At 69.0% G+C, this 18,392-nt stretch carries 18 protein-coding genes and 1 riboswitch; of the genes, 14 read left to right on the top strand and 4 right to left on the bottom strand.

Annotated elements, in window-relative coordinates; translation table 11 throughout:
• A partial coding sequence (locus AOK24_RS46325; protein WP_159051972.1) for an aminotransferase class V-fold PLP-dependent enzyme occupies positions 1-350 on the bottom strand: 350 nt, incomplete at its 3' end.
• A 253-nt stretch (positions 351-603) separates the two neighbouring features.
• Between AOK24_RS46325 and ctaC the strand changes: the two genes are divergently transcribed.
• The 4 genes from ctaC to AOK24_RS25170 all read left to right on the top strand — a co-directional run bounded on the left by ctaC (position 604) and on the right by AOK24_RS25170 (position 5,087).
• Positions 604-1,563 carry an aa3-type cytochrome oxidase subunit II gene (gene ctaC, locus AOK24_RS25185; RefSeq protein ID WP_055722358.1) on the top strand — a complete coding sequence of 320 codons (960 nt, stop codon included), beginning with the start codon at positions 604-606 and terminating at the stop codon, positions 1,561-1,563.
• Positions 1,560-3,290 (top strand): aa3-type cytochrome oxidase subunit I, encoded by a 1,731-nt coding sequence (ctaD, locus tag AOK24_RS25180; protein WP_055722357.1) that lies wholly within the window; start codon positions 1,560-1,562, stop codon positions 3,288-3,290. Before ctaC ends, ctaD begins: the two co-directional genes overlap by 4 nt.
• On the top strand, positions 3,287-3,685 hold the full coding sequence (locus AOK24_RS25175) for a cytochrome c oxidase subunit 4 (RefSeq protein ID WP_055722356.1): 399 nt from the start codon (positions 3,287-3,289) through the stop codon (positions 3,683-3,685). The genes ctaD and AOK24_RS25175 overlap by 4 nt, the downstream gene beginning before the upstream one ends.
• Positions 3,686-3,815: 130 nt before the next feature.
• On the top strand, positions 3,816-5,087 hold the full coding sequence (locus AOK24_RS25170) for a L,D-transpeptidase (protein WP_055722355.1): 1,272 nt from the start codon (positions 3,816-3,818) through the stop codon (positions 5,085-5,087).
• Between the two features lie 84 nt (positions 5,088-5,171).
• Here AOK24_RS25170 and AOK24_RS25165 read toward each other — a convergent pair whose 3' ends face one another.
• Positions 5,172-5,573, bottom strand: coding sequence for a response regulator (locus AOK24_RS25165; protein WP_055722354.1), 402 nt, complete (start codon positions 5,571-5,573; stop codon positions 5,172-5,174).
• A 165-nt stretch (positions 5,574-5,738) separates the two neighbouring features.
• On the opposite strand from AOK24_RS25165, the gene ctaE reads away from it, so the two are divergent.
• The 6 genes from ctaE (at position 5,739) to AOK24_RS25135 (ending at position 12,740) form a co-directional block, all read left to right on the top strand.
• Positions 5,739-6,359 carry an aa3-type cytochrome oxidase subunit III gene (ctaE, locus tag AOK24_RS25160; RefSeq protein ID WP_055722353.1) on the top strand — a complete coding sequence of 207 codons (621 nt, stop codon included), beginning with the start codon at positions 5,739-5,741 and terminating at the stop codon, positions 6,357-6,359.
• An 80-nt stretch (positions 6,360-6,439) separates the two neighbouring features.
• On the top strand, positions 6,440-7,252 hold the full coding sequence (gene qcrC / locus AOK24_RS25155) for a cytochrome bc1 complex diheme cytochrome c subunit (protein WP_055722352.1): 813 nt from the start codon (positions 6,440-6,442) through the stop codon (positions 7,250-7,252).
• Entirely contained in the window at positions 7,249-8,307 is a 1,059-nt protein-coding gene (gene qcrA, locus AOK24_RS25150) for a cytochrome bc1 complex Rieske iron-sulfur subunit (protein ID WP_055722351.1), read from the top strand. Before qcrC ends, qcrA begins: the two co-directional genes overlap by 4 nt.
• Positions 8,304-9,944 carry a cytochrome bc1 complex cytochrome b subunit gene (gene qcrB, locus AOK24_RS25145; RefSeq protein ID WP_055722350.1) on the top strand — a complete coding sequence of 547 codons (1,641 nt, stop codon included), beginning with the start codon at positions 8,304-8,306 and terminating at the stop codon, positions 9,942-9,944. The genes qcrA and qcrB overlap by 4 nt, the downstream gene beginning before the upstream one ends.
• A 122-nt stretch (positions 9,945-10,066) precedes the next feature.
• Positions 10,067-11,131 carry an anthranilate phosphoribosyltransferase gene (trpD, locus tag AOK24_RS25140; protein WP_055722349.1) on the top strand — a complete coding sequence of 355 codons (1,065 nt, stop codon included), beginning with the start codon at positions 10,067-10,069 and terminating at the stop codon, positions 11,129-11,131.
• Positions 11,132-11,239: 108 nt separating this feature from the next.
• A riboswitch (SAM riboswitch) is annotated at positions 11,240-11,356 on the top strand.
• A gap of 40 nt (positions 11,357-11,396) precedes the next feature.
• Entirely contained in the window at positions 11,397-12,740 is a 1,344-nt protein-coding gene (locus AOK24_RS25135) for an aminotransferase class V-fold PLP-dependent enzyme (RefSeq protein ID WP_055722348.1), read from the top strand.
• Here the strand turns inward: AOK24_RS25135 and AOK24_RS25130 are convergent, their stop codons facing one another.
• Together AOK24_RS25130 and AOK24_RS25125 are read right to left on the bottom strand one after the other, a co-directional pair.
• Positions 12,741-13,022 (bottom strand): Lrp/AsnC family transcriptional regulator, encoded by a 282-nt coding sequence (locus AOK24_RS25130; protein WP_055722347.1) that lies wholly within the window; start codon positions 13,020-13,022, stop codon positions 12,741-12,743. It lies immediately after the preceding gene.
• Complete coding sequence (locus AOK24_RS25125) at positions 13,019-13,726, bottom strand: rhomboid family intramembrane serine protease (protein WP_055722346.1); 708 nt, start codon at positions 13,724-13,726, stop codon at positions 13,019-13,021. Before AOK24_RS25125 ends, AOK24_RS25130 begins: the two co-directional genes overlap by 4 nt.
• A gap of 155 nt (positions 13,727-13,881) precedes the next feature.
• Between AOK24_RS25125 and AOK24_RS25120 the strand changes: the two genes are divergently transcribed.
• The 4 genes from AOK24_RS25120 to AOK24_RS25105 all read left to right on the top strand — a co-directional run bounded on the left by AOK24_RS25120 (position 13,882) and on the right by AOK24_RS25105 (position 17,945).
• Entirely contained in the window at positions 13,882-14,121 is a 240-nt protein-coding gene (locus AOK24_RS25120) for a hypothetical protein (RefSeq protein WP_055722345.1), read from the top strand.
• Between the two features lie 37 nt (positions 14,122-14,158).
• Positions 14,159-15,499: an NYN domain-containing protein gene (locus tag AOK24_RS25115; protein ID WP_055722344.1), complete on the top strand. Its 1,341-nt coding sequence runs from the start codon at positions 14,159-14,161 to the stop codon at positions 15,497-15,499.
• 176 nt (positions 15,500-15,675) lie between these two features.
• The gene (locus tag AOK24_RS25110) at positions 15,676-16,716 is read left to right on the top strand and encodes a C40 family peptidase (RefSeq protein ID WP_055722343.1); all 1,041 of its coding nucleotides are present in this window, start codon (positions 15,676-15,678) and stop codon (positions 16,714-16,716) included.
• A gap of 209 nt (positions 16,717-16,925) precedes the next feature.
• On the top strand, positions 16,926-17,945 hold the full coding sequence (locus tag AOK24_RS25105) for a C40 family peptidase (RefSeq protein WP_055722342.1): 1,020 nt from the start codon (positions 16,926-16,928) through the stop codon (positions 17,943-17,945).
• Positions 17,946-18,392 lie beyond the last annotated feature (447 nt).

The following is an 18,392-nucleotide window of genomic DNA, read 5'->3' as shown; positions in this document are numbered from 1 at the left end:
ACCCCCACCCGGGTGACCTCCCCGTCCCACTGTTCGGCCACATGGAGCACGGAAGAATGCTCGACAGCTGACACGATCAGGTGACGCCCGACGCGCCGCCGCCCCCTCAACACACCGGCCATACCCACCTGTACGGCCCGTGTCCCGGACGAGGTGAACCGAACCTCATCCGCCCGACACCCAATGACCTCAGCAGCGGCCTCCCGAGCAGCATCAAGCAGAACCCGGGCTTTACGCCCTTCTCGATACAACTTCCCAGGGTCGGCCCACCCGTCCTCCAAAGAGGCCAACAGGGCCTGACGAGCGACGGGATGAAGAGGAGAACCGGAAGCGGCATCAAAGAAAGGCACCGCCCCACGCTATCGCCGTTAGGGGCGCGGGGAACTGCGCGAACAGCCACAACGGACCCGCAGCCGCCAAACCAGCGAACCACCCGAGTTAGAAGGCACCCCTCCCCGCGAACCCTCGAAGAGCGTCGGCTAGGGTTTGGTCCGCATAAACATCCAAACCCCTGCCCGACGCAGGGCGGCGACCGGCCACCGACCACCGACGGAGTCAGGCCGCAGCCAACCCGCGCGGGCGAGACTCTCGGGAAGGCGCTACGTGAGTCCCAACGGCTCCGACCGCTCGCCGCGGCGCCCGATGCGGCGGAAGCTGCTCCAGGCATTGACCGCGGGCCTGGTCCTGGCGACCGCCACCGGTTGCACATCTAAGGACTTCCCCCGCCTTGGTATGCCCACCCCCACGACGGAAGAGGCTCCGCGGATCCTCTCCCTGTGGCAGGGGTCCTGGGCGGCCGCGCTGGTTACCGGCGTGCTGGTGTGGGGCCTGATCCTGTGGAGTGCTTTCTTCCACCGGCGCAGCCGCACCAAGATCCAGGTACCGGCGCAGACGCGTTACAACATGCCCCTGGAGGCGCTGTACACGGTCGTTCCGATCGTCATCGTCTCGGTCCTGTTCTACTTCACGGCGCGGGACGAGTCGAAGCTCCTCAGCCTGGAGAAGAAGCCGGACGTCACGGTCAACGTGGTCGGGTTCCAGTGGAGCTGGTGCTTCAACTACGTCGAGAACGTCCCCGGTTCCACCGGCGACGCGAAGACCGACGAGAACCTGGACGCGATCCCGGACCGGTTCAAGAAGGACTTCCCCGCGGACGCGGGCGGCGTCTACACCTGCGGTGTCCCCAAGGAGCGGAACCCGCAGACCAACAACCCCGGCCCGACCCTCTGGCTCCCCAAGGGCAAGACGGTCCGCTTCGTCCTGACGTCCCGTGACGTCATCCACTCCTTCTGGGTGGTGCCGTTCCTGATGAAGATGGACGTCGTCCCGGGCCACACCAACGCCTTCCAGGTGACCCCCAACAAGGAGGGCACCTTCCTGGGCAAGTGCGCCGAGCTCTGCGGCGTCGACCACTCCAGGATGCTGTTCAACGTGAAGGTCGTCTCTCCTGAGCGCTACGAGCAGCACCTCAAGGAACTCGTAGAGAAGGGGCAGACCGGTTACGTTCCCGCGGGTATCGAGCAGACCACCCACGAGAAGAACCGGGAGACGACAAACCTGTGAGCATCCTCAACGAACCCCAGGGTGCCGAGGCCGACTCGTACGAGAACGAGCTGCCGGTCCGGCGCAAGCAGCCCGGCAACGTCGTGATCAAGTGGCTCACCACCACTGACCACAAGACGATCGGGACGCTGTACCTCGTCACGTCGTTCGCGTTCTTCTGCATCGGCGGCGTCATGGCGCTGCTGATGCGCGCCGAACTGGCCCGCCCGGGCCTCCAGCTCATGTCCAATGAGCAGTTCAACCAGGCGTTCACGATGCACGGCACGATCATGCTGCTGATGTTCGCGACGCCGCTCTTCGCGGGCTTCGCGAACTGGATCATGCCGCTCCAGATCGGCGCCCCCGACGTCGCCTTCCCGCGGCTGAACATGTTCGCCTACTGGCTGTACCTGTTCGGCTCGCTCATCGCCGTCGGCGGCTTCCTCACCCCGCAGGGCGCGGCCGACTTCGGCTGGTTCGCCTACAGCCCGCTGTCGGACGCGGTCCGCTCGCCGGGCGTCGGCGCCGACATGTGGATCATGGGCCTGGCCTTCTCCGGCTTCGGCACGATCCTCGGCTCGGTCAACTTCATCACCACCATCATCTGCATGCGCGCGCCGGGCATGACCATGTTCCGCATGCCGATCTTCGTGTGGAACGTGCTGCTGACGGCCGTTCTGGTCCTGCTGGCCTTCCCGGTCCTGGCGGCGGCGCTGTTCGCGCTGGAGGCGGATCGAAAGTTCGGAGCGCATGTCTTCGACGCCGCGAACGGCGGTGCGTTGCTCTGGCAACACCTCTTCTGGTTCTTCGGCCATCCAGAGGTGTACATCATCGCGCTACCGTTCTTCGGCATCATCTCCGAGATCATCCCGGTCTTCTCCCGCAAGCCGATGTTCGGCTACATGGGCCTGGTCGGCGCGACCATCGCCATCGCCGGTCTCTCGGTGACGGTGTGGGCGCACCACATGTACGTGACCGGCGGGGTACTGCTGCCGTTCTTCTCGTTCATGACGTTCCTCATCGCGGTCCCGACCGGTGTGAAGTTCTTCAACTGGATCGGCACGATGTGGAAGGGCTCACTGTCCTTCGAGACACCGATGCTGTGGGCCACCGGCTTCCTGATCACCTTCACCTTCGGTGGTCTGACCGGTGTCATCCTCGCCTCGCCGCCGATGGACTTCCACGTCTCCGACTCGTACTTCGTGGTGGCCCACTTCCACTACGTCGTCTTCGGCACCGTCGTCTTCGCGATGTTCGCCGGGTTCCACTTCTGGTGGGCGAAGATGACCGGCAAGATGCTCGACGAGCGGCTCGGCAAGATCACCTTCTGGACGCTGTTCATCGGCTTCCACGGCACGTTCCTCGTCCAGCACTGGCTGGGCGCCGAGGGCATGCCGCGCCGGTACGCCGACTACCTCGCGGCCGACGGCTTCACCGCGCTGAACACGATCTCCACGATCAGCTCGTTCGTCCTCGGTCTGTCGATCCTGCCGTTCCTCTACAACGTGTGGAAGACCGCCAAGTACGGCAAGAAGGTCGAGGTCGACGACCCGTGGGGCTACGGCCGTTCGCTGGAGTGGGCGACCTCCTGCCCGCCGCCGCGGCACAACTTCCTCACCCTGCCGCGGATCCGCAGCGAATCCCCGGCGTTCGACCTGCACCACCCGGAGATCGTCGAGCTCGAACAGCAGCAGCTTGAGCACGCGCACGCCGGGGCCATCGCGGGCGGCAAGGAGGCCGGCAAGTGAAGGTCCAAGGCAAGATGTTCATCTGGCTGAGCGTCTTCGTCCTCGCCATGGCTGTCGTCTATGGCGTGTGGTCGAAGGAGCCGGCCGGTACGACCGCCCTCTTCCTCGCGTTCGGCCTGTGCATCATGGTCGGCTTCTACCTCGGCTTCACGGCCAAGCGGGTCGACACGGGAGCGCAGGACAACAAGGAGGCGGACGTCGCGGACGACGCCGGCGAGCTGGGCTTCTTCAGCCCGCACAGCTGGCAGCCGCTGTCCCTGGCCGCCGGCGGCGCCCTCGCCTTCCTGGGGGTCGCGGTCGGCTGGTGGCTGCTGTACTTCTCGGTGCCGCTGCTCCTCGTCGGACTGTGGGGCTGGGTCTTCGAGTACTACCGCGGTGAGAACCGCACGCAGTAGCACCACCGCTGTGCCGTCGAGGCCGGACACTCCGTCAGGAGCGTCCGGCCTCACGCTTTCGCCGTACGCCGGGTAGCTCGTACGAGTGACTCGGCGCGCAGGGTCGGCGTGCCGTTCCTAGCGTGAAGCCATGACCCACCCGAACCGTACGACGCCCCGCCCCGCCACAGTCGTCCGCTGCGCCCTGATGGTCAGCGCTCTGGTCGCGGGCGCCGCCGCCTGCGGCTCGGGCGGCGGACACCCGCTCGCCTCACGGCCGTACGACGCGACGGGCCAGGTCGTGTTCGCGGGGCTCCCCGGCGACGGGCGCAAGGCCGACCCCGACAAGCCGCTGGAGATCACCGTCAAGGACTCCGAGGGGCCCCTCACGGACGTCACCGCCGTCGACGCGACAGGGCGCTTCGTCGCGGGCGAACTCGCCGCCGACGGGCGCCGGTGGCACTCCACCGAGCCGCTCGCCGCCAACGCGCACTACACGGTCCGCGTGAGCACCGAGGACGACGACGGGGCGCCGGGGCGCCGGGTCTTCACGTTCGACACGGGGGCGCCGGTCTCCAAGAAGCGCCTGGAGGTCACCTTCGGCCCCGACGCCGGTACGTACGGCGTCGGCCAGCCCATCACCGCCACGCTCAGCCGGCCCGTCAAGGACCCCGCGCAGCGCGCCGTCGTCGAACGGGCCCTCAAGGTCGACTCCACGCCCTCCGTGCCGGGCGCCTGGCACTGGGTCGACTCCAAGGAGCTCCACTACCGCCCCAAGGACTACTGGCCCGCCCAGGCCCGCATCCGCGCGCACAGCTTCCTCGACGGCATCAAGATCGGCGACCGCCTCTGGGGCACGAAGACGAAGGACCTGAACCTCAAGATCGGCGACAAGGTGGTGGCTGTCACCGACGCCTCGTCCCACTGGATGACCGTCTACCGGAACGGCGAGGAGATCAACTCCATCCCCGTCACCACCGGCAAGCCGGGCTTCGAGACCCGCAACGGCGTCAAGGTCGTCCTCGGCAAGGAGTACCACGTCCGCATGCGCGGCACGACGGTAGGCATCGCGGCGGGCTCCTCCGAGAACTACGACCTCCCGGTCTACTACGCCACCCGCGTCACCTGGTCCGGCGAGTACGTCCACGCCGCCCCCTGGTCCGTAGGCTCCCAGGGCTCCGCCAACGTCTCCCACGGCTGCACCGGCATGAGCACCGACAACGCCGCCTGGTTCTTCGAGAACATCCGCGAGGGCGACATCGTCAAAGTCATCAACAGCTACGGCGACGACATGGAACCCTTCGGCAACGGCTTCGGCGACTGGAACATCACCTGGAAGAAGTGGCAGCAGGGAAGCGCGTTGACAACGAAGAAGGACGGTCCACAGGGGGACGGGACCCGTCTAACGCCGGAAGCGGTGTAGGTCTTTGTCTTTTAGGGGCGCGGGGAACTGCGCGAGCAACCACACACAACCGTCACTCGCGCACCCCCAGAACCCCCCGCCCCCTTAGGCGCTCTGAAGCCGCCCCTGACGCAGCAACGCGGCCAGCGCGCCCGCGAACTCCACCGGCTCCACCGGAAGCGTCACAGCCCCGTCCGCACGGCTCCACGTGGCCAGCCACGCGTCCTGGGGCCGCCCCATGAGCACCAGCACCGGCGGGCAGTTGAAGACCTCGTCCTTCAACTGACGGCACAACCCCATGCCCCCCATCGGCGCGGCCTCCCCATCGAGGATCACCACGTCGATGCCGCCCTTGTCCAACTCCCGCACCACAGCCGGAGCCGTCGCACACTCCACGAAGCTCACCAACGGAGTGTCAGGCGCGGGCCGGCGGCCGGTCGCCAGCCTCACCTGCTCCCGCGTGTTCGCGTCGTCGCTGTAGACCAGCACCGTGGCGGTCGGCTGCATCGTTCCTCCGTGACTTCGGCGACATTGGCGTCGTACGGAAAGGCCATCCGGCCGGATGCTACTCCCCGATACGCCCCGCTGAACACCACGTCAACACCGGTTCGGCGGGCGGTGACACTCCGAACGGCACCCCCCGGAGTGAGGGCGGGATAAGCGACCGACATAATGTCGGTCGTGGCGACAGCAACGACAGCAGAAACCGGGCACGCGCACCCGTCGGTCAACCGGCCGAACCTCACCAGCGTCGGAACCATCATCTGGTTGGCATCCGAGCTGATGTTCTTCGCGGCCCTCTTCGCGATGTACTTCACCCTCCGATCGGTGACCGGTCCGGATCACTGGAAGGAGATGGCGTCAGCCCTGAACTTCCCGTTCTCGGCGACGAACACGACCATCCTGGTGCTCTCCTCCCTCACCTGCCAGCTCGGCGTCTTCGCCGCGGAGCGCGGTGATGTGAAGAAGCTCCGGGGCTGGTTCATCATCACGTTCGTGATGGGCGCGATCTTCATCGGCGGCCAGATCTACGAGTACACCGAGCTGGTCAAGCACGAGGGCCTCTCGCTCTCCTCGGACCCCTACGGCTCGGTGTTCTACCTGACCACCGGCTTCCACGGTATGCACGTGACGGGCGGTCTGATCGCCTTCCTCTTCGTACTCGGCCGTACCTACGCGGCCAAGAAGTTCACGCACGAACAGGCGACCGCCGCGATCGTCGTGTCCTACTACTGGCACTTCGTCGATGTCGTCTGGATCGGCCTTTTCGCGACGATCTACATGATCAAGTAGCCGGGCCGGATCCCGCCCGCGTTATCGCAACGCACATCCCAGACGCACCGACACCGAAGATCCTGACACCGGGGTAATCCGTGAAAAAGCTCTCCGCACGACGACGCCATCCCATGGCGGCGCTCGTCGTCCTACTCCTCGCGCTGGCGTGCACGGGGGGGCTGTACGCCGTGTTCGCGCCCGCAGACAGGGCGAAGGCTGACGAAACCGCCCAGTCCCTCACCATTGAGGAGGGGAAGAAGCTCTATGCCGTCGGCTGCGCCAGCTGCCACGGCACCGGCGGTCAGGGCTCCTCGGACGGTCCGAGCCTGGTCGGCGTGGGCTCCGCCGCCGTCGACTTCCAGGTCGGCACGGGCCGTATGCCGGCCGCGACCTCCCAGGGCGCCCAGGTGCCCCGCAAGAAGGTCATCTACACGCAGGCGCAGATCGACCAGCTCGCCGCGTACATCTCCTCCCTGGGCGCGGGCCCGACCGTCCCGACCAAGGCGGAGTACGGCCCCGACGGCGCCGACATCGCCAAGGGCGGCGAACTCTTCCGCACCAACTGCGCGCAGTGCCACAACTTCACCGGCAAGGGCGGCGCCCTGACGAAGGGCAAGTTCGCGCCGACGCTGGAGGGTGTGGACCCGAAGCACATCTACGAGGCCATGCAGACCGGCCCGCAGAACATGCCGTCGTTCGGCGACGGGACCCTCTCGCCGCAGAACAAGAAGGACATCATCGCGTACGTGAACGCGGTCAACGGTGACGAGACCGTGAACCCCGGCGGCCTGGAGCTGGGCGGCCTCGGCCCGGTCAGCGAGGGCCTGTTCGCCTGGATCTTCGGCCTCGGCGCGCTCGTCGCGGTCGCCGTCTGGGTCGCCGCTCGGACCGCAAAGGCCAAGAAGTCATGAGTAGCCAAGACATTCCAGAAGAGAACCTGCCGGCAGAGCAGGATCACGCGCACGGCGCGGTAGGCGTCGCGGACGAGCAGCACCCGTTCGCCGACCCCGGTCTCCCGCCCCACGAGCACCGCATCCAGGACATCGACGAGCGGGCCGCCAAGCGCTCCGAGCGCACGGTCGCCCTGCTGTTCACGGTCTCGATGCTGGCCACTGTCGCGTTCATCGCCTCCTACGTGGCGATCCCGCACGACAAGGCGGTGTACGTCTTCCCGATCGGTCACCTCAACGCGCTGAACTTCGCGCTGGGCCTGACCCTCGGCGTCGCGCTGTTCTCCATCGGCGCGGGCGCGGTCCACTGGGCCCGCACCCTGATGTCCGACGTGGAGATCGCCGACGAGCGCCACCCGATCGAGGCGTCCCCCGAGGTCAAGGCCAAGGTCCTGGCCGACTTCAAGCAGGGCGCCAAGGAGTCCGCGCTCGGCCGCCGCAAGCTGATCCGCAACACGATGTTCGGCGCGCTGGCCATGTTCCCGCTCTCCGGCGTCGTCCTGCTGCGCGACCTCGGCCCGCTGCCCGGCACCAAGCTGCGCACCACGCTGTGGGCCAAGGGCAAGCTGCTCGTCAACATGAACACGAACGAGCCGCTGCGCCCCGAGGACGTCGCGGTCGGGTCGCTGACCTTCGCCAAGCCCGAGGGCCTGGAGGAGCACGACCACGAGTTCCAGACGGAGATCGCCAAGGCGGCCCTGATGATCATCCGGATCCAGCCGGAGAACATCAAGGACAAGCGCGAGCTCGAGTGGTCGCACGACGGCATCGTGGCCTACTCGAAGATCTGCACCCACGTCGGTTGCCCGATCTCGCTGTACGAGCAGCAGACGCACCACGCGCTCTGCCCCTGCCACCAGTCCACCTTCGACCTCTCCGACGGCGCCCGGGTGATCTTCGGCCCCGCCGGCCACGCCCTGCCGCAGCTGCGCATCGGCGTCAACGACGAGGGCTACCTTGAAGCGCTCGGCGACTTCGACGAGCCCGTCGGTCCTTCGTTCTGGGAGCGCGGATGAGCACCACGACCACCAAAGAGGAGTCCCGCGAACGCGGGAAGGCACCGGCCGGCGAGCGCGTCGCCGACTGGGCCGACGGCCGGCTCGGGATCTACTCCCTCGCCAAGGCCAACATGCGCAAGATCTTCCCCGACCACTGGTCGTTCATGCTGGGCGAGATCTGCATGTACAGCTTCATCATCATCATCCTCACGGGTGTGTACCTGACGCTGTTCTTCCACCCGTCGATGAACGAGGTGGAGTACCACGGCAGTTACGTCCCGCTCCAGGGACAGCTGATGAGTGAGGCGTTCGCCTCGACCATGCACATCTCGTTCGAGGTGCGCGGCGGTCTGCTCATCCGGCAGATCCACCACTGGGCGGCGCTGATCTTCGTCGCCGCGATGATGATCCACATGATGCGCGTCTTCTTCACGGGCGCGTTCCGCAAGCCGCGCGAGGTCAACTGGCTGTTCGGCTGGCTGCTGCTGGTGCTGTCGCTGTTCACCGGCTTCACCGGCTACTCGCTCCCCGACGACCTGCTGTCGGGTACCGGTGTGCGGTTCATCGAGGGTGTGCTGCTGTCGATCCCCGTGGTCGGCACGTACCTGTCGTTCTTCATCTTCGGCGGGGAGTTCCCCGGCGGCGACTTCGTGGCCCGCTTCTACTCGGTCCACATCCTGCTGCTGCCGGGCATCATGCTCGGCCTGATGGTGGCCCACCTGATCCTGGTCTTCTACCACAAGCACACGCAGTTCGCGGGTCCCGGCAAGACGAACAACAACGTCGTCGGTATGCCCCTGCTGCCCGTGTACATGGCGAAGGCCGGCGGGTTCTTCTTCCTGGTCTTCGGTGTCATCGCGGCCATCGCGGCCATCGCGCAGATCAACCCGATCTGGGCGCTCGGCCCCTACCGGCCCGACCAGGTGTCGACCGGAGCCCAGCCCGACTGGTACATGGGCTTCGCCGAGGGTCTCGTCCGTGTGATGCCGGGCTGGGAGATCAACTTCGCGGGCCACACGCTCGTCCTGGGCGTGTTCATCCCGATCGTGATCTTCCCGCTGGTGCTCGTCGCCATCGCCGTCTACCCCTTCATCGAAGCCTGGGTCACCGGCGACAAGCGCGAACACCACATCCTGGACCGGCCGCGCAACACCCCGACCCGCACCGGGTTCGGTGTGGCCTGGCTGACCGCGTACTTCGTGATGCTGATCGGCGGTGGGAACGACCTCTGGGCCACCCACTTCCACCTCTCCATCAACGCGATCACCTGGTTCGTCCGGATCGGCTTCTTCGTCCTTCCGGTCCTCGCGTTCATCGTCACCAAGCGGATCTGCCTCGGCCTCCAGCGCCGCGACAAGGACAAGGTGCTGCACGGGCGCGAGACCGGCACGATCAAGCGGCTCCCGCACGGTGAGTTCATCGAGATCCACGAGCCGCTCAGCCAGGAGCAGCTGCACACGCTCACCGCGCACGAGCAGTACGAGCCCGTCGCGATCGGCGCGACCACCGACGAGAACGGGGTCAAGCGCAAGGTCAAGGGCTCGGAGAAGCTCCGCGCCAAGCTCAGCGAGTCGTACTACGGCGAGGACAGCCAGATCGCCAAGCCGACCGTCGAGGAGTACGAGGAGATCACGAGCGGCCACGGCCACCACTGATCACCGCCCGTCAGCTGTAACGCCACAGAAGGCCCCGTCCGAACCCCGGACGGGGCCTTCGCGCTGCCCGTGGCTGGATAGGGTGTGCGGAGACTTTCCCTACGACTCTCAGGAGCGGCTTCATGAGCGCTGTGACCCCCGCTGGAGGCGACACCGCGGCGGGCCGTTCCTGGCCCTCCGTCCTCAACGCGCTGCTCTCCGGGCACGACCAGAGCGCCGACGCGACCGCCTGGGCCATGGACCGCATCATGCGCGGCGAGGCCACGGACGCGCAGATCGCCGGGTTCGTGGTGGCGTTGCGGGCCAAGGGCGAGACGGTCGAGGAGATCACCGGGGTCGTCCGGGCGATGTACGAGCACGCCAACACGATCGAGGTGTCCGGCCGTACGGTCGACATCGTCGGGACCGGCGGGGACGGCGCGAAGACGGTCAACATCTCGACGATGTCGGCGCTCGTCGTGGCCGGCACCGGCGCGAAGGTCGTCAAGCACGGCAACCGCGCCGCGTCCTCGTCGTCGGGCGCCTCGGACGTCCTGGAGAAGCTGGGCGTCAACCTGGAACTGACGCCCAAGCGGGTCGCGGAGGTCGCCGAGGAGGCGGGCATCACGTTCTGCTTCGCCGTCAAGTTCCACCCGGCGCTGCGTCATGTGGCCGCCGCCCGGGGGCAGTTGGGCATCCGTACGGTCTTCAACGCGCTGGGTCCCCTCACGAACCCGGCGAGGGTCACCTCCCAGGCGGTGGGCGTGGCCGACCCCCGCATGGCCCCCATGATCGCGGGCGTCCTGGCGGACCGGGGCAACTCCTCCCTGGTCTTCCGGGGGGACGACGGCCTGGACGAACTCACCACCACCGCGACCTCCCGGGTCTGGGTGGTCCGGGACGGCAAGGTCACGGAGGAAACCTTCGACCCCCGGGACGTGGGCATCGACCTCGTCCCCATCGAGGCACTGCGCGGCGCCGACCCCTCCTACAACGCCGAGGTGGCCCGCAACCTCCTCACCGGCGAGCAGGGCCCGGTCCGGGACGCGGTCCTGTTGAACTCGGCAGCGGCATTGGTGGCCCTGAACCCCGGCACCGGCACTTTGGCCGAGCAACTCCGCGAGGGCATGGCGAAGGCGGCGGAGTCGATCGACTCGGGCGAGGCGAAGCGAACGCTGGACCGCTGGGTGGCGGCGACGAACCGGTAGGGATTCCGAGGGAGAAGGCGGCGCGAGCCGCCTTTTCTCCTGCCCGGGTGTCCCGAGATCCGGACAGAACTTGCGTCCCCGCGATCACCTCATCTACTTTCTGAACCAGGTCATGAGTGACAGTCATGAGGCCCCGGCCGACTGTCCGGCAACCCTCCGTCCGTGGCGGGGTGCCCCGGGTGAAGACCAGGCCGTGGGCAGCGAGGTCCTCGGCAAGCGCGGACCCTCCTGACACCGGGGGTCCTGGTCGTCGAGGAGTTGTGCAGTGTCCGTCACCCTTGCCCCCCTTCAGCCCGTGTGCGCCCCCCTGGACGTTCTGGGCCGGGATGTCACCGTCCCCCTCGTCACCGGCGGCGAGGTCACGTACGCGGCTCTCGACTACGCGGCCAGCGCCCCCGCGCTCCAGCGGGTGTGGGACGACGTCGCCGCGTACGCCCCGTACTACGGCAGTGTCCACCGGGGCGCCGGCTACCTCTCCCAGCTCTCCACGGACCTCTTCGAGGCCGCGCGCCGGACGGTCGCGGAGTTCCTGGACTGCCGCGAGGACGACGAGCTGGTCTTCACGCGCTCGACGACGGACTCTCTGAACCTGCTGGCCCGCGCGGTCCCCGCGAACTGCCAGGTGTACGTCTTCGAGACGGAGCACCACGCGTCGCTGCTCCCCTGGCAGCACCGGGACGTGACGTACCTGGACGCCCCCCGCACCCCCGAGGACGCGGTGGCGACGCTCGGCCGGGCCCTCGCCGCACGGGACACCGCGGCCCCCGCCCTCGTCTGTGTGACCGGCGCCTCGAACGTCACCGGCGAGCTGTGGCCGGTCCGCGAGCTGACGGCGACGGCGCACGCGCACGGCGCGCGGATCGTCCTGGACGCGGCGCAGCTCGCCCCGCACCACCCGGTGTCGGTGCGGGACCTGGACGTCGACTGGGTCGCGTTCTCCGGCCACAAGCTGTACGCCCCGTTCGGCGCGGGCGTCCTCGCGGGCCGTACGGACTGGCTGCGCGCGGCGGAGCCGTACCTCGCGGGCGGCGGCGCCAGCCGCAGGGTGAGCCGCGCGGCGGACGGCTCGGTCGAGGTGGAGTGGCACGAGAACGCGGCCCGTCACGAGGCCGGCTCCCCGAACGTGATCGGCGCCTACGCGATCGCCTCCGCGTGCAGGGCGCTGACGGAGGAGGGCTTCGGCAACCTCGTCGCCCGCGAGAACCACCTGATCGCCAAGGTCCGCGCGGGCCTCGCGGACGTCCCCCAGGTCCGCGTCCTGTCCCTCTTCGGCGACGACGCCCCCCGCGTGGGCGTCCTCTCCTTCGTGGTCGACGGCTGGAACAGCTCCCACTTCGCCGCCGCCCTCTCCGCCGAGTACGGCATCGGCGTCCGCGACGGCCTGTTCTGCGCGCACCCCCTCGTCGACCACCTGCTGGGCGCGACGGCGACGCGGGCGGGGGAGTGCGGCGAGGCGGCGTCCCTGAACGCGATCCGGGTGAGCTTCGGCGCGGGCACGCCCGACGAGCACGTGGACCGCTTCGTCAAGGCGGTACGCGAACTGGTGACGCTGGGCGCGAAGTTGACGTACCGCACGGAGAACGGCCGCTGCGTGCCGGCCAACGCCTGATTACGAGTCGAGGCCGATCGCGAACGCGGCCTCCAGGTCGTGCTGGGAGTACGTCCGGAACGCGACGTGCGTGTCCGTCGCCTCCACGCCGGGGATCTTGCTGATCCGGCCGGGGATGACGTCGGCCAGGTCCTCGTGCTCCCGCACCCGGACCATCGCGACGAGGTCGTACGTCCCGGTCACCGAGAACACCTCGCTGACGCTCTCCAGGGAGGCGATCTCCTCGGCGATCTCCGGAATCCGGTCCACGCTGGTCTTGATCAGGACGATCGCGGTGATCACGGCTGGTTCTCTCCCTCGGGGGCGGGTACAGAGGCGGCCCCAACTGTAGTCGTACGGGTGAATCGCGCCCACGCGTACAGGAACCCCAGCGCGAAGCCGACGACGTGGGCGAGGTAGGCGACGCCGGGCCCGTCGGAGGCGCGGTTCACGGCGAGCCACTGGAGGGCCGCCCAGAAGGGGAGGACCAGCCAGGCGGGGAAGCGCAGGGGGAGGAAGAAGAGGAACGGCAGGAGACTGGTGACGCGCGCCCGGGGGAAGAGGTAGAGGAAGGCCCCGAGGACGGCCGAGATCGCTCCGGACGCCCCCACGAGGGACTGTGCGGAGCCGGCGTGGGCAGCCGCGTACCCCAGGAGGGCGAGGCAGCCGCAGCCGGTGTAGAAGAGGGTGAACTCCACGCGCCCCATGCGTTCCTCGGTCATCGCCCCGAAGACGTAGAGGAAGAGCATGTTGCCGAGCAGATGGACCCAGCCGCCGTGCACGAACAGGGCGGTCAGTGGAGTGAGCGCGGCCCGCGCCGACCCCTCGAAGAGGTCGGCGGGCACGACCCCCCAGCGGTGGTAGTACGCCCGCTGCGCCGCGACGAGCGCCTCGCCGGAGCCGTACGAGGGATTCAGCCCCGACGCGGGACCGAGGACGAAGACGGCGCAGCACAGCGCGATCAGCCCGTACGTCACCGGCGCGGCGGGTCGCCATCTGTCGATCATGGCTACAGAGCATGACGCAACCGGATACAACGGCCCATATCGCCTCGCCGTCGTGGACAGGCGGGCGGCGGGTCCCCGCCAGGCCGTAGGGTTACGGCCACACGCACCGGGGCACGCCCCCGGCGCACGGCCCAGAAAAGGAGCGGACGGTTCCGATGCCGGTTACCCTGCCGACCGCCACCACCCGGTGGCGCTGCACCCTCTGCGGAAACCTCACCCGGTTCGACGTGACCCGTTCCTCGAAGGTCGTCGAGTACGTCCACCTCGACCTGGCCGGAGAGCCGAAGGTCGAGGAGCGCGAGGTGGTCAGTGAGACCATCGAGTCGGTGCGCTGCCGCTGGTGCAACGCAGTCGATTCGGTGGAACTCGTGGACAGGCCGGGCGCCGACTCCTGAGAGGGAGCGGCCCCGCACGGCAAGTGGGGTGTGACGGATGGCGGAGACCACGGGCGAGCCGGGCGACGGCGCCGCCGAGGTGCTCGACCGCCCCCTGCCCGACGGGGTGCGCCGCAGGGTCGTGCAGATCGTGTCGGACGGCTTCGGCGGCCTGACCCTCGGCGAACTGCCCGCACAGCTGCGGCAGTACGCCCGGTTCGCGCCGAACCGCCGGACCAAGTTCGCCGGCAACGCGATGGCCTCCGCGCTGGAGACCGACGCGCTGTTCCGCCAGCGCATCGGGGAGAAGCTCAGAGAGGCCCAGCCGGAACTGACCGGCGCCCTCGACTCCGGTTCGCCGCCCCCGGCCGCCGACCCGCTGGACGTGGCGGCGGCGGCCTACGTGCTGCGCCCCACCGGCTGGGTCAAGCTCGTCACCGCCGCCGGCGAGGAGGCCCAGCGCGCCGACGCCGAACGCGCCGACGAGGAGAGCCGCGCCGAACTGGAGCGCCTGCGCGAGGAGTTGGCGCACGCCCAGGGCCAGGTCAAGTCCGAGACCGAGCGCCTGCGCCAGGAGCTCGACGCCGCCCGGCGGGAGGCGGAGGCCGCGCACCGCAAGCTGCGCTCCGCCCTCAGCGACGTCAAGCGCGGCGAGGCCGCCCAGCGCAAGCTCCAGGGCGAGATCGAGGCCGTACGCGCCGAGGCGGGCACCCAGGTCTCCGCCGCCGAGAGCGAGACGCGGCGCCTCAAGGCGCGGCTCGGCGAGGTCGAGGCCGCCCTGGAGGCCAGCCGCCGCGCCGCCCGCGAGGGCCGCAGCGTCGAGGACATGCGCGTACGGCTCCTGCTGGACACCGTCCTCGAAGCCACCCAGGGGCTGCGCCGCGAACTCGCCCTGCCCCCCGTCTCCGTACGGCCCGCCGAGACCGTCGACGCCGTCGAACCCGGCCGGATGACGCCGAAGGACATCGCCGCGCGCGCCCTGTCGGAGCACGATCCGGCCATTCTCGATCAGCTGCTCGCGCTGCCCCAGGCGCACCTGGTGGTCGACGGCTACAACGTCACCAAGACCGGCTACCCCCAGATGCCGCTGGAGAAGCAGCGGCTGCGCCTGCTCGGCCAGCTCTCCGCGCTCGCCGCGCAGACCGGCGCCGAGGTGACCTGCGTCTTCGACGGCGCCGAACTCGCCGCGCCCGTCCTGCTCGCACCGCCCCGGGGCGTACGCGTCCTGTTCTCGAAACCCGGCGTCACCGCCGACGAACTCATCCGCCAGCTGGTGCGCGCCGAGCCGCCCGGCAGGCCCGTCATCGTCGCCTCCACCGACCGGGAGGTGGCCGACGGCGTCGCCAAGGCCGGGGCGCGGCCGGTGGCTTCGGCGATGCTGCTGAAGCGGCTGTCCTGAGCGCCGTATCCCGCGCCCGGTCGATACGTACGGTCAAGTGGCCGTCACTGCCTGTCGGTTGAAAGCAAATTATGCGTTGCGCGACCGCTTTTTTACGCCACGGGATTTGAACTGATCACACTTGTGTCACTAGGGTCACGGTTCGAACCTCCGCGCGAGAGAAGGAGCCCGTCTCCGTGGCGTCCCACCGTCGACCCAAGCCGCCGTCCCGCACCCGCGTGACGCTGCTGACGACCGCGGCTGCCGCGGCCGTCGCCCTCAGCGCCAACTCCGCGAACGCGGCACCGAGCGAGAAGCCGACGAAGGACGAGGTCAAGTCGAAGGTCGACAAGCTCTACGAAGAGGCGGAGCAGGCCACCGAGGCCATGAACGGCGCCGAGGAGAAGGCGGGGAAGCTCCAGAAGGAGATCTCCACCATCCAGGACAACGTCGCCCGCGGCCAGGACGAGCTGAACAAGCTGCGCGACTCCATAGGCCTGGCGGCAGCCGCCCAGTACCGCACGGGGAACATCGACTCCTCCGTCCAGCTCTTCCTCTCCTCCGACCCGGACAGCTTCCTGGACCGCGCCTCCACCCAGGACCAGCTCAGCGCCCAGCAGGTCGAGGCGCTGAAGAAGATCCAGGAGAAGCAGCGCCAGCTCGCCCAGCAGCGCGCCGAGGCCTCCGAGAAGCTCGCCGACCTCTCCTCCACCCGCGCCCAGCTCGCCAAGAAGAAGCGCGAGGTGCAGGGCAAGCTCTCCGACGCGCAGAAGCTCCTCAACTCCCTCACCGCCGCCGAGAAGGCCGCGCTGAACGAGCAGGAGACCCGCGCCAGCCGCGACGCCGGTGAGCGCGTCGACCTCGGGAACGTCCCCGCCGGGTCCGGCCGGGCCGCCGCCGCGTTCGCCGCCGCGCAGTCCCAGCTGGGCAAGCCGTACAGCTTCGGCACGGCCGGCATGGCCACGTTCGACTGCTCCGGGCTCACCTCCTGGGCCTACGCGCAGGCCGGCGTCACCATCCCGCGCACCTCCGAGTCCCAGGCCAACGCCGGGACCCGGATCTACAACGTCAACGACCTGCGCGTCGGCGACCTGGTGATCTTCTTCAACGACCTCCACCACGTCGCGCTCTACGCGGGCAACGACACCGTCATCCACGCGCCGCGCACCGGGACCGTCGTGCGGTACGAGTCGATGAACACCATCGGCGGGCCGTTCATGTTCGGCGTCCGCATCTGACGCTGCGAGCCGTGCGACACACCCCGACGCACAGCCCCCCGAACGAGTGGATTCCCGGCGTCCTCGCTGACCGTCCGTCCCGGCCATGACCTGCGTCTGGGCCGGGACGTCACCGTCCGTGTCCGGTCCGGGTCTTTGAGCACCCCCTTCCCCCGGGGCTACTGTCTGCCGCGTTTCCTCGTCCGTCAGCGGAAGGAGTGCGGCTTCCCGTGGGGTCCCATCGCAGCGTTGCACCGGCGTCCGGGTTCAACAGGGGGGCGGGTGCGGCGCTGTGCGCGCTGTCCGCCGCGGCGGCTGCCCTGGGGGTGGTCCCCGTCGCCCACGCGGCGCCCTCCGGCGACACCCGGGCCGAGGTCGACCGGCTGTACACCGAGGCCGAGCAGGCCACCGAGGCGTACAACAAGGCCGACGAGCGGGCCGACCGGCTGCGCCACGAGGTCAGCGGCGCGCAGGACGCCATCGCCCGGCAGCAGGAGCGGATCAACTCCATGCGGGAGCGGCTCGGCGCGCTCGCCGGGGCCCAGTACCGGGCCGGTGGGCTCGATCCCTCCATCGCGCTCCTCTTCTCCGACGATCCCGACGAGTACCTCGACAAGGCCGCCACCCTCGACCGGCTCACCGTCCATCAGGCCGGGCAGTTGCGTGAACTCCAGTTCGCCATGCGGGAGCTGGCCCAGGAGCGGGCCGAGGCGGCCGGGAAGCTCGGGGAGCTGGAGAAGAGCCGCAGGGCCGTCGCGTCCCACAAACGGACGGTCGAACGGAAGCTCGCGCGGGCCCGGGAGCTGCTGAACGCCCTCTCGCCGTCCGAACGCGCCGACTACGACCGTGTCTCCCGGTCCGGCCGCGAGGACATGCCCTTCCTCGGCGGCGGCCAGGCGTCCTCGGCCCGTGCCGCTGCGGCGGTGGCCGCGGCGCGCTCCGCGCTGGGGCGGCCCTATGTGTGGGGGGCCAGCGGGCCCTCCGGGTTCGACTGCTCCGGGCTCATGCAGTGGTCCTACGGCCAGGCGGGCGTCTCGCTGCCACGGACCTCCCAGGCGCAGGCCCATGCGGGGCGGCGCGTGCCGTTGTCGCAGGCCCAGCCGGGGGACATCGTGACCTATCGGTCCGACGCGAGCCATGTGGGCATGTACGTCGGGAACGGCCAGGTGATCCATGCGCCCTATCCCGGGGCGCCGGTCCGGTACGACCCGGTGGGGATGATGCCGGTGTCTTCGGTCACGCGGCCTTAGGGGGGTTCTGTTGTGGGGCGGGTGCGGCGCCGTTGTGGTTGTTCGCGCCCGCNNGCCCCGCGCCCCTAAAAGACTGGGTGCGGGTTCGTGTTTTCGCCCTCCCCCGTACGATCGGTCCGATGGCTGGTGCGAGGCGGGTGCTGTGGTCGGGGGCTATAGCCCTGTGTCTGCTTGCGGTGGGGTGCAGTGGCGGTGGTGGGGAGAGTTCCACTCGGGCCGAGGTGCAGGCCGCTCTTGATCGGCGGGCCTCGGTGGTGCTGGGGCGGGAGGGGAACACGTACGACGTTCCGTTCTCGCAGTGGTCGTACAGGCTGGGGTCTGTGGATGCCGTTGGGGATCGGGCCACCGCTGATGTGCAGCTCAGTTATCGGGTCCAGGGGTACGACTCCGTGCCTGTCGTCGCCGAGCGGGTGGTGAGGCTGGGGCGGGACGCGGGGGGTGTATGGT

The organism is Streptomyces niveiscabiei, assembly GCF_001419795.1.
Taxonomy (GTDB): Bacteria; Actinomycetota; Actinomycetes; order Streptomycetales; family Streptomycetaceae; genus Streptomyces; species Streptomyces niveiscabiei.
Note: the sequence above shows the minus strand (reverse complement) of the source record. Positions and strands in the feature narration are given on the sequence as shown.

Excerpts from the sequence above, each read along its gene's own strand:
- AOK24_RS25170 (WP_055722355.1), top strand. The coding sequence starts at position 3,816 with ATGACCCACCCGAACCGTACGACGCCCCGCCCCGCCACAGTCGTCCGC.
- AOK24_RS25165 (WP_055722354.1), bottom strand. The coding sequence starts at position 5,573 with ATGCAGCCGACCGCCACGGTGCTGGTCTACAGCGACGACGCGAACACG.
- ctaE (WP_055722353.1), top strand. The coding sequence starts at position 5,739 with ATGTCGGTCGTGGCGACAGCAACGACAGCAGAAACCGGGCACGCGCAC.
- qcrA (WP_055722351.1), top strand. The coding sequence starts at position 7,249 with ATGAGTAGCCAAGACATTCCAGAAGAGAACCTGCCGGCAGAGCAGGAT.
- qcrB (WP_055722350.1), top strand. The coding sequence starts at position 8,304 with ATGAGCACCACGACCACCAAAGAGGAGTCCCGCGAACGCGGGAAGGCA.
- trpD (WP_055722349.1), top strand. The coding sequence starts at position 10,067 with ATGAGCGCTGTGACCCCCGCTGGAGGCGACACCGCGGCGGGCCGTTCC.
- AOK24_RS25125 (WP_055722346.1), bottom strand. The coding sequence starts at position 13,726 with ATGATCGACAGATGGCGACCCGCCGCGCCGGTGACGTACGGGCTGATC.
- AOK24_RS25120 (WP_055722345.1), top strand. The coding sequence starts at position 13,882 with ATGCCGGTTACCCTGCCGACCGCCACCACCCGGTGGCGCTGCACCCTC.
- AOK24_RS25115 (WP_055722344.1), top strand. The coding sequence starts at position 14,159 with ATGGCGGAGACCACGGGCGAGCCGGGCGACGGCGCCGCCGAGGTGCTC.